The sequence below is a fragment of the Streptomyces sp. Ag82_O1-12 genome (assembly GCF_900182715.1).
Taxonomy (GTDB): Bacteria; Actinomycetota; Actinomycetes; order Streptomycetales; family Streptomycetaceae; genus Streptomyces; species Streptomyces massasporeus.
Genome location: NZ_FXUW01000001.1, coordinates 6482634 through 6496347, shown reverse-complemented (window position 1 = coordinate 6496347; position 13714 = coordinate 6482634). Strand labels below are relative to the sequence as shown.

14 protein-coding genes are annotated in these 13714 nt (G+C 71.7%); 2 read left to right on the top strand and 12 right to left on the bottom strand.

What is annotated here, in order from left to right; translation table 11 throughout:
* Window positions 1–25 precede the first annotated feature (25 nt).
* From QOL88_RS29760 to QOL88_RS29735, 6 genes are all read right to left on the bottom strand, one after another.
* The gene (locus QOL88_RS29760; protein WP_097221364.1) at window positions 26–709 is read right to left on the bottom strand and encodes a response regulator; all 684 of its coding nucleotides are present in this window, start codon (window positions 707–709) and stop codon (window positions 26–28) included.
* The gene (locus QOL88_RS29755; RefSeq protein ID WP_097221363.1) at window positions 706–3249 is read right to left on the bottom strand and encodes a sensor histidine kinase; all 2544 of its coding nucleotides are present in this window, start codon (window positions 3247–3249) and stop codon (window positions 706–708) included. Before QOL88_RS29755 ends, QOL88_RS29760 begins: the two co-directional genes overlap by 4 nt.
* Before the next feature lie 174 nt (window positions 3250–3423).
* On the bottom strand, window positions 3424–4599 hold the full coding sequence (locus QOL88_RS29750) for an alginate lyase family protein (RefSeq protein WP_097221362.1): 1176 nt from the start codon (window positions 4597–4599) through the stop codon (window positions 3424–3426).
* A 159-nt stretch (window positions 4600–4758) separates the two neighbouring features.
* Window positions 4759–5511, bottom strand: a complete 753-nt coding sequence (locus tag QOL88_RS29745; RefSeq protein ID WP_031106683.1) for a DUF3710 domain-containing protein — start codon at window positions 5509–5511, stop codon at window positions 4759–4761.
* A gap of 1 nt (window position 5512) precedes the next feature.
* Window positions 5513–6082, bottom strand: a complete 570-nt coding sequence (gene dut, locus QOL88_RS29740) for a dUTP diphosphatase (protein ID WP_031106684.1) — start codon at window positions 6080–6082, stop codon at window positions 5513–5515.
* Between the two features lie 95 nt (window positions 6083–6177).
* Window positions 6178–6762, bottom strand: coding sequence for a PaaI family thioesterase (locus QOL88_RS29735; protein ID WP_097221361.1), 585 nt, complete (start codon window positions 6760–6762; stop codon window positions 6178–6180).
* 58 nt (window positions 6763–6820) lie between these two features.
* Here QOL88_RS29735 and QOL88_RS29730 point away from each other — a divergent pair, with 58 nt between their 5' ends.
* The gene (locus tag QOL88_RS29730; protein WP_097221360.1) at window positions 6821–7279 is read left to right on the top strand and encodes a DUF3093 domain-containing protein; all 459 of its coding nucleotides are present in this window, start codon (window positions 6821–6823) and stop codon (window positions 7277–7279) included.
* Window positions 7280–7325: 46 nt separating this feature from the next.
* Here QOL88_RS29730 and QOL88_RS29725 read toward each other — a convergent pair whose 3' ends face one another.
* From QOL88_RS29725 to QOL88_RS29710, 4 genes are all read right to left on the bottom strand, one after another.
* A complete protein-coding gene (locus QOL88_RS29725) occupies window positions 7326–8294 on the bottom strand; it encodes a hypothetical protein (RefSeq protein ID WP_097221359.1) in 969 nt (322 codons plus the stop codon).
* A 13-nt stretch (window positions 8295–8307) separates the two neighbouring features.
* Entirely contained in the window at window positions 8308–8604 is a 297-nt protein-coding gene (locus QOL88_RS29720) for a DUF4193 domain-containing protein (RefSeq protein WP_003993510.1), read from the bottom strand.
* A gap of 405 nt (window positions 8605–9009) precedes the next feature.
* Window positions 9010–10242: a sensor histidine kinase gene (locus QOL88_RS29715; RefSeq protein WP_097221358.1), complete on the bottom strand. Its 1233-nt coding sequence runs from the start codon at window positions 10240–10242 to the stop codon at window positions 9010–9012.
* A 6-nt stretch (window positions 10243–10248) separates the two neighbouring features.
* A complete protein-coding gene (locus QOL88_RS29710; protein ID WP_003993508.1) occupies window positions 10249–10902 on the bottom strand; it encodes a response regulator transcription factor in 654 nt (217 codons plus the stop codon).
* A gap of 414 nt (window positions 10903–11316) precedes the next feature.
* On the opposite strand from QOL88_RS29710, the gene QOL88_RS29705 reads away from it, so the two are divergent.
* Entirely contained in the window at window positions 11317–11490 is a 174-nt protein-coding gene (locus QOL88_RS29705; RefSeq protein WP_179878997.1) for a hypothetical protein, read from the top strand.
* 121 nt (window positions 11491–11611) lie between these two features.
* On the opposite strand, the gene QOL88_RS29700 is transcribed toward QOL88_RS29705, so the two are convergent.
* Together QOL88_RS29700 and QOL88_RS29695 are read right to left on the bottom strand one after the other, a co-directional pair.
* Window positions 11612–12427, bottom strand: coding sequence for an inositol monophosphatase family protein (locus tag QOL88_RS29700; RefSeq protein ID WP_097221357.1), 816 nt, complete (start codon window positions 12425–12427; stop codon window positions 11612–11614).
* Window positions 12428–12435: 8 nt separating this feature from the next.
* Complete coding sequence (locus tag QOL88_RS29695; RefSeq protein WP_097221356.1) at window positions 12436–13563, bottom strand: ferrochelatase; 1128 nt, start codon at window positions 13561–13563, stop codon at window positions 12436–12438.
* Between the last annotated feature and the right edge of the window lie 151 nt (window positions 13564–13714).

Sequence of the window (13714 nt, the reverse complement as noted above, 5' to 3'; positions counted from 1 at the left end):
AGCCCGTTTCCCGACGCGATGCCCCTCACTTCTCGAAGCGATACCCCATCCCCGGCTCGGTGACGAAGTGCTTCGGATGCGAGGGATCCGCCTCCAGCTTCCGCCGCAACTGCGCCATGTACACGCGCAGATAGTTGGTCTCCGTCCCGTACGACGGCCCCCACACCTCCTGGAGCAGCTGCTTCTGTCCGACCAGGCGGCCGCTGTTGCGCACGAGGACCTCCAGCAGGTGCCACTCCGTGGGGGTCAGCCGTACGTCCCTGCCGGCGCGGTTGACCTTCTTCGCGGCCAGGTCGACGGTGAACTCGCCGGTGTCGACGATCACGTCGTCCTCGCCGCCGCCGGCCGGTTCGGCCCGGCGGACGGCGGCCCGCAGCCGCGCCAGCAGCTCGTCCATGCCGAACGGCTTGGTGACGTAGTCGTCGGCGCCCGCGTCCAGCGCCTCGACCTTCTCGTCGGAGGAGTGCCGCGCGGACAGCACCAGGATCGGCACCCGGGTCCAGCCGCGCAGCCCCCTGATCACCTCGACGCCGTCCATGTCGGGCAGTCCGAGATCGAGGACGACGACGTCGGGGTGGCGGGCGGCCGCGAGCTTCAGGGCGGTGGCGCCGTCGTGGGCCGCGTCGACCTCGTAGGTGCGTGCCTTGAGGTTGATCACGAGGGCGCGCACGATCTGCGGCTCGTCGTCGACCACGAGGACGCGGGTCATGAGGCCTGCCTTTCCGGTTCTGCCGCGGGGTGGAGCTCCGGGCGGGTTCCCGCCGCGCGGAGGGTGAGGACCATGGTGAGTCCGCCGCCGGGGGTGTCCTCGGCGTTCAGGGTGCCGCCCATGGCCTCGGCGAAGCCGCGCGCCACCGCGAGCCCCAGCCCCACGCCCGCACCGCGCGGGGCGTCGCCGTGGCGCTGGAAGGGCTCGAAGATGCGCTCCTTGGCCTCGTCGGGGACGCCCGGCCCCCGGTCGACCACCCGCACCTCGACCCGGTCGGCCAGCGCGCTGGCGGCGACCAGCACGGGCGCGCCGGGCGGACTGTACTTGACGGCGTTCTCGACGAGGTTGGCCATCGCCCGCTCCAGCAGACCGGGGTCGACGGCGACCATGGGCAGCGTCTCGGGCACGTCCAGGCCGGCGCTGCCCTCGGGGACGCCGCCGAGCGCCATCGGCACCACCTCGTCGAGGTCGATCTCGCGGATCAGCGGGGTGACGGTGCCGGTCTGGAGCCGGGACATGTCGAGGAGGTTCCCGACGAGGTGGTCGAGGCGGTCCGCGCCCTCCTCGATGCCCTCCAGCAGCTCGGCGCGGTCCTCCTCGGACCACTCGACGTCCTCGGAGCGCAGGGAGGTCACCGCCGCCTTGATGCCGGCGAGGGGCGTCCGCAGATCGTGGCTGACGGCGGCCAGCAGGGCCGTACGGATGCGGTTGCCCTCGGCGAGCGTGCGGGCCCGGTCGGCCTCCTCCTGGAGCCGGCGGCGGTCCAGGACGACGGCGGCCTGGGCGGCGAAGGCGGCCAGCACCCGGCGGTCCTCCGCGGGCAGCACGCGGCCGGTCAGCGCCAGGGCCATGTGGTCCCCGACGGGTATGTCCACGTCGGCCTGGTCGGGCCGCTCGACGGGACGTCCCCGGCCGACGCGCCCGGCGCAGGTCCACGGCTCGACGTCGCCAGCCCGTTCCAGCAGGGCCGCGGACTCCATGCCGAAGGTCTCGCGGACCCGTTCGAGCAGGTCCTCCAGGCCGGTCTCGCCGCGCAGCACGTTGCCGGCGAGGAAGGCCAGGATCTCCGACTCGGCCCGCAGCCGGGCCGCCTGGTGGGTGCGGCGGGCAGCGAGGTCGACCACGGAGGCCACCGCCGCGCCGACCGCCACGAAGATCACGATGGCGACGATGTTCTTCGGGTCGGCGATGGTCCACCGATGCAGGGGCGGTGTGTAGAAGTAGTTCAGCAGCAGGGAGCCCACCGCCGCCGAGGCCAGGGCGGGCAGCAGCCCGCCGAGCAGGGCCGCCGCCACCGTCAGCGCCAGGAACAGCAGCATGTCGTTGGCGAGGCCGAGGTCGACGGCGTTGAGCAGCACCGCGAGGAGCGGCGGGCCGGCGACACCGGCGATCCAGCCCCACACCCGCCGGGAGCGCCCGAGGCGCGCGCCCCGGGCCACCGGCAGACCGCGGCCCTTGGCGACCTCGTCGTGGGTGACGATGTGCACGTCGAGGTCGGGCCCGGACTCCCGGGCGACCGTCGCGCCGACCCCGGGGCCGAAGACGTACTGCCACGTCTTGCGGCGCGAGGAGCCCAGCACGATCTGGGTGGCGTTCGCACCGCGGGCGAAGGCGAGCAGCGCGGCGGGTATGTCGTCGCCCACGACATGGTGGAACGTTCCGCCAAGATCCTCGACCAGGGTCCGTTGCAATGCCAGTTCCTTGGGCGAGGCCGAGGTCAGCCCGTCGCTGCGGGCTATGTAGACGGCCAGCACCTCACCGCCGGCGCCTTTCTCGGCCAGCCGTGCGCCCCGGCGGATCAGTGTGCGGCCCTCGGGGCCGCCGGTCAGACCGACCACGATCCGCTCGCGCGAGCCCCAGATCGCCGACACCCGGTGCTCGCTGCGGTACTGCGTGAGGTGGGCGTCGACCCGGTCGGCCACCCACAGCAGCGCCAGCTCGCGCAGGGCGGTGAGGTTGCCGGGGCGGAAGTAGTTCGACAGGGCGGCGTCGACCTTGTCGGGCTGGTAGATGTTGCCGTGCGCCATCCGCCGCCGCAGCGCCTCGGGCGTCATGTCGACCAGCTCGACCTGGTCGGCCCGGCGCACCACCTCGTCCGGCACGGTCTCCTGCTGCCGCACCCCGGTGATCGACTCGACGACGTCGCCGAGGGACTCAAGATGCTGGATGTTGACGGTCGAGACCACGTCGATGCCCGCGACGAGCAGTTCCTCCACGTCCTGCCAGCGCTTGGCGTTGCGGGAACCGGGGACGTTGGTGTGGGCGAGTTCGTCCACCAGGGCGACCTGGGGGCGGCGGGCGAGGACGGCGTCGAGGTCCATCTCGGAGAAGACGCCGCCGCGGTACTCCAGCTCCCGGCGCGGCACCTGCTCCAGGCCGTGCAGCATCACCTCGGTGCGCGGTCGTCCGTGGTGCTCGACGAAGCCCACCACGCAGTCCGTGCCCCGTCCGACGCGGCGGTGCGCCTCGGACAGCATCGCGTAGGTCTTGCCGACGCCCGGTGCCGCGCCCAGGTGGATCCGAAGCTTGCCGCGTGCCATGGCCCCATTGTCTTCCGGTGGTCTGCCGACTGCGCAGCGTCGACCCTACGGCCGGAAGGCACGGGATTCGGGTCCCCGGCCCGGCTCCGCGGCGCACTTTGACGGAACTCTGACGCGGCCGGGCGGGCGGACCGGACGCCGGCGTCCCCGCCCGGCGCCCGGCCGGTCGGGGCGTCAGGCGGGGTTGTCGCCGTGCGTGAGGGTCTCCCAGGCGACGAAGAGGTTGTTGCTGCCGGCGGGACGGCCGCGCTGGGTCAGCGTCGCGGTGTTGGTCATGGCGTGCCCGAGACGGTTGGCCAGGGCGTTGTGGCCGACTTCTGTCACCGGCCCGAGGCCGAGCTTGAGCGAGCCGCCGCACAGCCGGCCCTCGGCACCGGCGCCCAGCTGGTACTTGGCGTGGAAGCCGAGCCCGTGCCGCAGCCGCTCGCCCACGTCGGTGCCGTAGAGGTCCTGGCCCTGGATGCGGCTGGTCTCGGCGACGTGCGAGATGGCCGAGAGGCCGTAGCCGGTGTGGGTGAAGTCGCGGCAGGTCTCCTGGCTTAGCCCGTTGACGAAGGTCGACTGGCCCTGCCAGTACGTGACGATCTTCTCCCGGGTGTTCAGGTTCTGGCTCGGCACGGTCTTCGGCAACGCGCCGTCGGACTCCAGGTACACGTAGGCGGCCGTGCGCGTGCGGAACTTGGCCATGGCCTTGTCGTACGACGCCTTGTCCTCCAGGAAGACGGAGATGCCGACGGCGGCCTCCATCATCGACAGCTCCCAGTTGCCGTTGGAGTTCGAGCCGTTGATGATCTCGGGCAGGTAGACGGTGCGGAGCATGGTGGCGAAGCGGCCGGAGTTCGCCCAGGTGCCGGTGTACGTGTACGTGATGATCTCGGCGGCCTTCGGCCAGGAGGAGCCGGCCCAGCCGGTCTGCAGGGGCGCGTTGCTGTTGGTGTGGTCCCTGATCACGGCGGACCAGGCGTCCATCAGCTCGATGGCCTTGCGGGCGTGCCGTTCGTCGCGGGTGAGGTACCAGGCGAGGGCGTGGGTGTACGCGGCGATCGCGTCCTCGCGCTCGTCGGTGCAGCCGAGGTCGGGGTTGGAGTACGAACCGCATTCGACGACCGCCCGGGGCTTGGGCGTGCGGTTCAGGTCGGCGTACTTGCTCGCCATCATCTGGTCGAAGGCGCCCTTCCAGGGCTGGGCGCCGGCGTTGACCTTGGACCGGGTGAAGTCCAACTGGCCCTTGGAGACGGTGACTCCGGGGTGGGCGAAGTCGGCGGGGGCGCTGGGGGCGGCGTCGGCGGGCCGGGCGAGGCCGCCGGCGACGAGGGCGGCCGAGGCCGCGAGGAGAGCGGTTCTGCGCATGCGTGGGGGCCTTCCGTTCTTGTATGTGAACGTGAAGCGCCTTTATGAACAGACGCGTTGAACGGTGACGGTAGGTACAGACCAATGCGTCGTCAAGGTTCCGCGCACGAGAAAGGGCCGCACCCCCGGTGGGGGTACGGCCCTGGTGTCTCTGCGGGGTCAGCGGACTTCGGTGATCTCCGGTCCGCGCTGGAGCTGGCCCATTCCGCCCGCGAAACGGGAGCCCTCTTCCTGCTGAACGCCCTCGGGGACCATCTGGGCGTCGTTCGGCAGCTTCAGGACGATCGGGTCGCGGGGCGCCATCGGGCCCTCGCCGCGGACCACGACCGTGTCCCGGAAGATCTGCTCGAGCAGCCCGGCGGCCTGCGGCTGCACCGCGCCCTGGCCTGAGATGACCCCGCGCAGGAACCAGCGGGGGCCGTCCACACCGACGAACCGCACGACCTGGAAGCCGCCGGTGCCGTCCGGCAGCTGTACGGGCACCTGGGCGCGCAGCTCCCAGCCCAGCGGCCCCTCGACCTCGTCGACGATGCCGCCCTGCTGGGTGATGCCGGTGCCGATCTCCTCGCGCACCTCGCCCCAGATGCCCTCGCGCTTGGGGGCGGCGAAGCCCTGGAGCTGGATGGCGCTGTCGCGCAGCACGACCGTGGCCGCGACGATCGCGTCGCCCGCGACCTCGACCCTGAGCTCCATGCCGTCGACGCCCGGCACGAACAGGCCGCCCAGGTCGACCCGGCCCTCGCCCGGGTCACGGACCTCCGAGTCGTCCCAGGGCCCGTCGGGGCGCGGCGCGGGCTCGAGCCTCAGGCGCTCGCGCTCGTCGTCCGCCTCAGTGTCGACACCGTCGACGACCTGCTCGGCCTCGCCGGCCGCGTCCTCGGCGGCATCCCTCTTCTTGCGACGTCCGAACACGTCACTGTCCTTCCCGGTCGGATACGACCGAAGCGTATCGATTCCCACCCGCCTGACCGCCCACGGCGGCCTGACCGCTTGTGCCGCTCGTCCCGTCCACCGCCGCATGGCCTCCGGTGGATCCGAAGCCCCCCTCGGCCCGCGTCGAGTCGGGAAGTTTTGCCACCTCTTGGAAGCGAACCTTCTCGACCTGCTGGACTACCAGTTGGGCAATCCGGTCGAAGCGCTCGAACCGCACGGCCTCGCGCGGGTCGAGATTCACCACGATCACCTTGATCTCCCCACGGTACCCGGCATCAACCGTCCCCGGGGCATTCACCAGGGCGACGCCGCAGCGGGCGGCCAGGCCGGATCGCGGGTGCACGAAGGCCGCGTACCCCTCCGGCAGCGCCACAGACACTCCCGTGGGCAGCACGGCCCGCTCGCCCGGCTCCAGTTGGCACGCCTCGGTGGTGCGCAGATCGGCCCCGGCGTCACCGGGCTGCGCGTACGACGGAAGCGGTACGTCCGGATCGACGCGCCGGATGAGCACGTCCAGCGGCGGCCGAGTCACGGGGCTCGTGGGGGTCATGGGGCTCGTGGGGGTCATGGTGCTTTCCGGGCTGACGGGGCCGGCGGTGCTGTCGGGCCCCATGGGACCGGTGGCGTTCCCGGGTCCGGCCGGGCTCACGGGTTCACCTCGAAGGCACGGGCACGCCGGACCTGGTCCGGGTCGCTCATGGCGGCCTGGATCTCCTCCTGGCGGCCGTGGTCCACGAAGTGGTCGACCTTCACCTCGATGAAGAGCGCGTCCGCGCGCACCGCGACGGGCCCGTCGGGGCCGCCGACGCGTCCGGTCGCGGTGGAGTAGATCTTCCGCCCGGCCACCGCCGTCACCTCGGCCTCCAGGTACAGCGTGGTGCCGACGGGCACGGGCCGTACGAAGTCGGTCTCCAGCCGTCCGGTCACCGCGATCGTGCGCAGCAGCCAGTTCAGCGAGCCGAGAGTCTCGTCCAGGGCGGAGGCCAGCACGCCACCGTGCGCGAGGCCCGGGGCGCCCTGGTGGGCGGGTCGCACGGTGAACTCGGCGGTGAGCGAGACGCCCTCGCCGGCCCGCGCCTCCAGGTGCAGCCCGTGCGGCTGCTCGCCGCCACAGCCGAAACACTGGCCGTAGTGCGCGCCGAGGAGCTCGCCGGGCGCGGGTGCGTCCGGGTGCCGCACCGGTTGCACGGCGTCGGCCGGAGGCTGCAGAGCTGCGGAAGTACCACTCACAGCCGGAGACCTTACCCGCGCGTCCGCCCCTTCCGGACACCGTGTCAAGCTTGGCCTCATGCAGCTCTCCGCCGCCCCGTACGAAGAACGCCTCACCGCCCCGCGGACCTGGTGGCTGATCTCGTTCCTCGTGGGCGTCTCGATGGCCCTGATCCTGCTCCCCTTCGGCACGCTGCCGATGCTCGGCGGCCTCGCCGGGGGCACCGCGGTCGCGGCCGTCGCCGCGAGCTCCTACGGCTCGGTCCGCATCCGGGTGGTCGGGGACTCCCTTATCGCGGGCGAGGCGAAGATCCCGCTGGCGGCACTGGGCGAGGCGGAGGTGCTGGACGCGGAGGAGGCCCGCGCCTGGCGCACCTACAAGGCCGATCCGCGCGCCTTCCTCCTGCTGCGCGCGTACATCCCGACGGCCCTGCGCGTGGAGGTCACGGACCCGCAGGACCCGACTCCGTACCTGTACCTGTCCACGCGCGAGCCGGAGCGGCTGGCGCAGGCGCTGCGGACGCAGACGTCGGCGTAGCACACCTGCGCGGGGCGTCACCCGGCCGCCGCGCGACGGGCCGGTCTCAGCGCGCGTCGCCGTGCCGACCGCCGTGTCCGCCGTCGGGCCGGTGGTCCTCGTGGCGGCCCAGGGGGTCTCTGGTGATCTCGCCCATCTCCAGGGCGTCCGCCGGACGTTCCAGGGTGGGGAGCGCCTCCAGGGCCTCCCAGGGCACCTGGATCTTGCGCAGGTCGCGGCGGATCCGGCCGGCGAGCTTTCTCGTCTCGCCCCGGTTCATGACCGCCCCTACGGCGGCGCCCACCAGGAACGGCATCAGGTTCGGCATGCTGCGGACCATGCGCTTCATGATCCGCTGCCGCAGTTCACGCTTCATGCGGCTGTTGAGCGCCGCGCTGAGTGTCGACGGCTTGGTCGCGTCGATCCCGCGCTCCCCCGACCACGAGTCGAGGTACGCGGTGCTGCGCTGCTTGAGGTTGCCGGGCGGGCGTACGCCGTAGACCTCGTGGAGTTCGGCGATCAGCTTCAGCTCGATCGCCGCGACGCCGGTGACCTCGGCGGCCAGTTCCGTCGGCATCGCCGGGGGCACGGGGAGCATCGCGGCCGCGCCGACACCGGCTCCGACCGTCGCCGTCGCGTTCGCGGCGCCCGCCACGAGCTTGTCCGCGAGCTCCTCGGGGCCGAGGCCCGGGAACTGTCTGCGCAGCGTCGCCAGGTCCCGTACGGGGACGCGTGGGGCCAGTTCGATGATGCGGTCGGCGAGGTAGGCGAGTCCCGCCCGAGCCCGGACGCCGCCCTTGCGGGCGCCTTCCCTGGCTCGCTCCCTGATCGTCCCCGCCCGCCGTCTCGCGACGGGTGCGGGGACGTCCACGGATGCCGGGAGGTCACCCCGGCCTGCCGGTTCGAGCGAGGCCGCCCCCGTAGCGGTTGAGCCTCGCTCGTCGTCACGCGCGCTGTACTGCGGGCCGTCCATCGGCCCTTCGTCCGCTTTCCGCTTGGAGAAGCGGCGCTTCCAGGGAGGGGTCGAGCCAGTCACGGCCGACCCGTCCTCAGTCGCAGTCGCGGCAGATCGGCTGACCGTTCTTCTCGCGGGCCAGCTGGCTGCGGTGGTGGACCAGGAAGCAGCTCATGCAGGTGAACTCGTCCTGCTGCTTCGGGAGCACCCGGACGGCCAGCTCCTCGTTCGAGAGGTCGGCTCCGGGCAGCTCGAGGCCCTCCGCGGCCTCGAACTCGTCGACGTCCACGGCGGAGGCCGACTTGTCATTCCTCCGAGCCTTCAGCTCTTCGAGGCTGTCCGAGTCGACGTCGTCGTCGGTCTTGCGTGGAGTGTCGTAATCGGTTGCCATGGTCGCTCTCCCCCTCTGGGTGTCTGCGGTGTCTCCAGCGCACTAACGCGTGAGAGGCCGGACTTGTGCCCGACCTGAGGCGGAGATTTTGCCTCACATCAAGGTCTGTTACTCAATCGACACCCAACCGGACTCCTGACGAGTGATCGGCTTGGATGGCGATGGGGACCGTACACGGTCCGAATGCTGCACGCCAAAGGCGTCTCACCGTGTACTTCCCGTGATCAAGACCCCCGAAAACCGGGATTTTCCCGGCTTTCCGACAGCGTGCATGATCACGGAGAGTAGATGGCCGGAAAGGCGTCCCTGTGATCGATCACACACGGTGCACGCGCGGTACAGCCTCAGAAATTCCGCGCAAAGCGAACATCCCCGTGCGCCGCCGAGTTGATCGGCGACATGATCTCAGATCGGCAGCGTAACGCGCATGACGAGCCCACCCCCCTCACGCGGCTGGGCGTAGATGTGCCCGCCGTGCGCCCGGGCCACGGACCGGACGATGGAGAGCCCGAGCCCGACACCCTTGTCGCTGCCCGTCCGCTCCGTGCGCAGCCGCCGGAACGGCTCGAAGAGGTTGTCGATCTCGTACGCCGGCACGACCGGCCCCGTGTTGGACACGACCAGGACCGCCTGGCCGTGCTGGACGTCGGTGGTGACCTCGACCCAGCCGTCCTCGGCGACGTTGTAGCGCACGGCGTTCTGGACCAGGTTGAGCGCGATCCGCTCCAGCAGCACGCCGTTGCCCTGGACCACGGCGGGCTTCTGCTCGCCCCGGATCAGCACGCCCTTGCTCTCGGCCTCGCCGTGCACCTGGTCGACGGCCTGCTCGGCGACCTCGGCGAGGTCCACCGGTCCGCGCTCGACGACCTGGTTGTCGCTGCGGGCGAGGAGCAGCAGACCCTCGACGAGCTGCTCGCTGCGCTCGTTGGTGGCCAGCAGCGTCTTGCCGAGCTGCTGGAGTTCCATCGGCGCGTTCGGATCGGACAGATGCACCTCGAGGAGCGTGCGGTTGATCGCCAGCGGTGTTCTCAGCTCGTGCGAGGCGTTGCCGACGAAGCGCTGCTGGGCGGTGAAGGCCCGTTGCAGCCGCTCCAGCATGTCGTCGAAGGTGTCGGCCAGCTCCTTCAGCTCGTCGTCCGGGCCGTCCAGCTCGATCCGGCGGGAGAGGTCCGAGCCCGCCACCGCGCGGGCGGTGCGGGTGATCCGGCCCAGCGGGGAGAGCACGCGTCCGGCCATGGCGTAGCCGAAGGCGAAGGCGATGACCGCCAGGCCCAGCAGCGCCAGCAGCGAGCGGCTGAGCAGGCTGTCCAGGGCGTGCCGGCGCTGCTCGTTGACGCACGCGTTCATGGCGTTGTTGAACTCGGCGGGCGAGGCCTGGTCCGGCAGGTTGCAGATGTCGCTGGTGACCTTGCCCTCGACGATCTTGAACGGCAGGTCGCTGCCCACGTTCAGGGCCTGCGCGGCCAGCAGGTAGATGATCGACAGCAGCAGGATGCCGGCGATGAGGAACATGCCGCCGTAGAGCAGCGTGAGCCTTATGCGGATGGTCGGGCGCAGCCACGGGAAGGGCGGTACGGGCCTTCTGGGGTCCCAGGTGGGCTTGGGCGGCGCCTGCGGGGGCGCGGGAGTCGTTGCCACGGGGTATCAGATCCGGTACCCGGAGCCGGGGACGGTGACGATGACGGGCGGCTCGCCCAGCTTGCGGCGCAGGGTCATGACCGTCACGCGCACGACGTTCGTGAAGGGATCGGTGTTCTCGTCCCAGGCCTTCTCCAGGAGCTGCTCCGCGGAGACGACGGCGCCCTCGCTGCGCATCAGCACCTCCAGGACCGCGAACTCCTTGGGAGCGAGCTGGACCTCCTTGCCGTCGCGGAAGACCTCGCGGCGGTTGGGGTCGAGCTTGATCCCGGCGCGCTCCAGGACGGGCGGCAGCGGCACGCTGGTGCGCCGGCCGAGGGCGCGCACACGGGCGATGAGCTCACTGAACGCGAACGGCTTGGGCAGGTAGTCGTCGGCACCGATCTCCAGTCCCTCGACCCGGTCGCTGACGTCACCGGAGGCCGTCAGCATCAGCACGCGGGTCGGCATGCCCAGTTCGACGATCTTGCGGCAGACGTCGTCGCCGTGCACGAGCGGGAGGTCGCGGTCGAGGACGACCACGTCGTAGTCGTTGACGCCGATGCGCTCCAGGGCGGCCGCGCCGTCGTACACGACGTCGACGGCCATGGCCTCCCGGCGCAGTCCGGTGGCCACCGCATCGGCGAGCAGTTGCTCGTCCTCGACGACGAGTACGCGCACGTTCCTGGTCCTTCCTCATGTCCACCCGCGCGGCCCGGCACCGGGCGCACGCGGGCAGGGGTCTTCGACGGTGCCTTGGTGTGTTGCCTCCATCCTGCCCTTTTCGGCCATAAGTCGGAGGTAAGGCGGGTGGGGGGCGCTGACACCGGGAGGGAATACGAGATTTTCTCCTCCGGTTAGGTTTCCACGGAAGGGAGCGTGGGGAGGACGGCTTTACATCCCACGATCACGCTCTGCTGGCGCCGCACCACCATGCGGTGCGCATCAATCCGCTTTGCGCAGGGCGGGCGTGGGTGTCCGGCACCGTCGCCGCCCGGCCGAGCGGCGCTGGGCATCCACACGCGGCGTGATCGTCCCTTCCGAACGGCACACCCCCGTGCCAACGACCCACGACCCAGGACGAGGGGGCGCAGCATGGACGCATTCACCGCAGGACTTCTGCAGCGCATAAGGGCGACCGAGTCCGATCTGTCCCGGGCTCGCGACGAGGGCGACGAGTTCCTCGTCGATGTGGAGCAGGGCGAGCTCGACGACCTGCGCCGACTCGCTGCCGAGCACGGAGTGGTGGTCAGCGCGACGAGCGTCTGACCAGGCAGTACGAAAGCGGGCCCCGGCGAATCCAGCGCCGGGGCCCGCCTGTCGTCTCAGGTGCCTGTCCACCTCGTGTCCGGCTCATCGTGGGCCGTCACCGGGCGGGGTGCCACCCCTCTCAGTCGTGCCAGGCGCCGAAGTCCTCCAGCAGGCGCTGAAGGGGCTCGAAGACGCCGGGGGTACCCGCCACTGCCAGATCACCCGACGGGCGCTCTCCGGGGCGCCCACCGGTCAACGCGCCCGCCTCCCGGGCGATGAGATCCCCCGCGGCGAGGTCCCAGGGGTGCAGGCCGCGCTCGTAGTAGCCGTCGAGGCGGCCCGCGGCCACGTCGCACAGGTCGACCGCGGCCGAGCCGCCGCGCCGGATGTCGCGCAGCAGCGGGATCAGCCGCTGCGCCACATCCGCCTGGTGGGCGCGGACGGCGGCGACGTAGTTGAAGCCCGTCGAGACCAGCGCGTGGTCCAGCGGCGGCGCGGGTCGGCAGGTCAGGGTGCGCTCGCCGTCCCAGGCACCGGTGGCCCAGGCGCCCCGGCCGCGCACGGCGTGGAAGGTCTCGCCGCGCATCGGGGCCGCGACGACTCCGACCACGGTCTCGCCGTCCTGCTCGGCGGCGATGGAGACGGCCCAGGTGGGCAGCCCGTACAGGTAGTTCACCGTGCCGTCGAGCGGGTCGATCACCCAGCGGACGCCGCTCGTGCCGTCCGTCGCGGCGCCCTCCTCGCCGAGGATGCCGTCGTCCGGACGGCGTTCGGCGATCAGGCCCGTGATCAGCTTCTCCGCCGCGATGTCCATCTCGGTGACGACGTCGATGGGGCTGGACTTGGTCGCGGCGACCGCGAGGTCGGCCGGACGCCCGTCCCGCAGCAGCGCGCCGGCGCGGCGGGCCGCCTCCTGGGCGAGTTCGAGCAGGTCCGTGTGCAGGGGGTCGGTCACGGGGCTCCTCACGCGTAGGTGCTGTCGGCGCCCGCGGCGACGGGCCGAGGGGCGCGGGCCGGGCAGCAGCCGACCGGGCAGAGGTTGTGGCTCGCCCCGAGGGCGCCGAGGGCGCACGGCGTGACGTCCTGCCCGCGCTCGACGGCGGCACGCTCCGTGACGAGCTCGCGGACCGCGGCGGCGAACCTCGGGTCGGCGCCGACGGTGGCCGAGCGCCGCATCGGCAGCCCGAGCTCCTCGGCCCGGGCCTTGGCCTCCGTGTCGAGGTCGTAGAGGACCTCCATGTGGTCGGAGACGAAGCCGATGGGGGCGATGACGACGGCCGGGACGCCGGCCGCGTGCCGCTCGTCGAGGTGGTCGCAGATGTCGGGCTCCAGCCACGGGATGTGCGGGGCGCCGGAACGGGACTGGTAGACGAGCTGCCAGGGATGGTCGACGCCGGTGCGCTCCCGCACGGCGTCGGCGATCCGCTGCGCCACGTCCAGGTGCTGCTTCACGTACGCGCCGCCGTCGCCGTGCTCCTCGACGGGGCCGGAGGTGTCGGCGGAGGCCGTCGGGATCGAGTGCGTCGAGAAGGCGAGGTGCGCCCCGTCCCGGACGTCCTCGGGAAGCTCGGCGAGGGACCGGAGCACCCCGTCGATCATGGGCTCGAGGAAGCCCGGGTGATTGAAGTAGTGCCGCAGCTTGTCGACCTTCGGCAGCTCCAGGCCTTCCGCCTCCAGGGCCGCGAGCGCGTCGGCGAGGTTCTCGCGGTACTGGCGGCAGCCCGAGTACGAGGCGTAGGCGCTGGTGGCGAGGACCAGGATGCGGCGGCGGCCGTCGCGAATCATCTCGCGCAGCGTGTCCGTCAGGTACGGCGCCCAGTTGCGGTTGCCCCAGTAGACCGGCAGGTCCAGTCCGTGCTCGGCGAAGTCCTTGCGCAGAGCGTCCAGCAGGGCGCGGTTCTGGTCGTTGATCGGGCTGACCCCGCCGAAGAGGAAGTAGTGCTGACCGACTTCCTTGAGGCGCTCCTTGGGGATGCCGCGCCCGCGCGTCACGTTCTCCAGGAACGGGACCACGTCGTCCGGGCCTTCCGGGCCGCCGAACGAGAGCAGGAGCAGGGCGTCGTAGGGGCTGACATCGCGCGCGTCTGGCATGAGTCGATCCTGCCACCCTGCACCGACAGCCGGGAAACGGCGGGGTGACACCCGCGCGGGAGGCAGGCCTGACGGGCGCCGGCGAGGCCGCTCCGAACGGGTGTATCGGAGCGCCCCGGGCCGTAAGCTGTGTCGACTGCGTTCGCAGCTT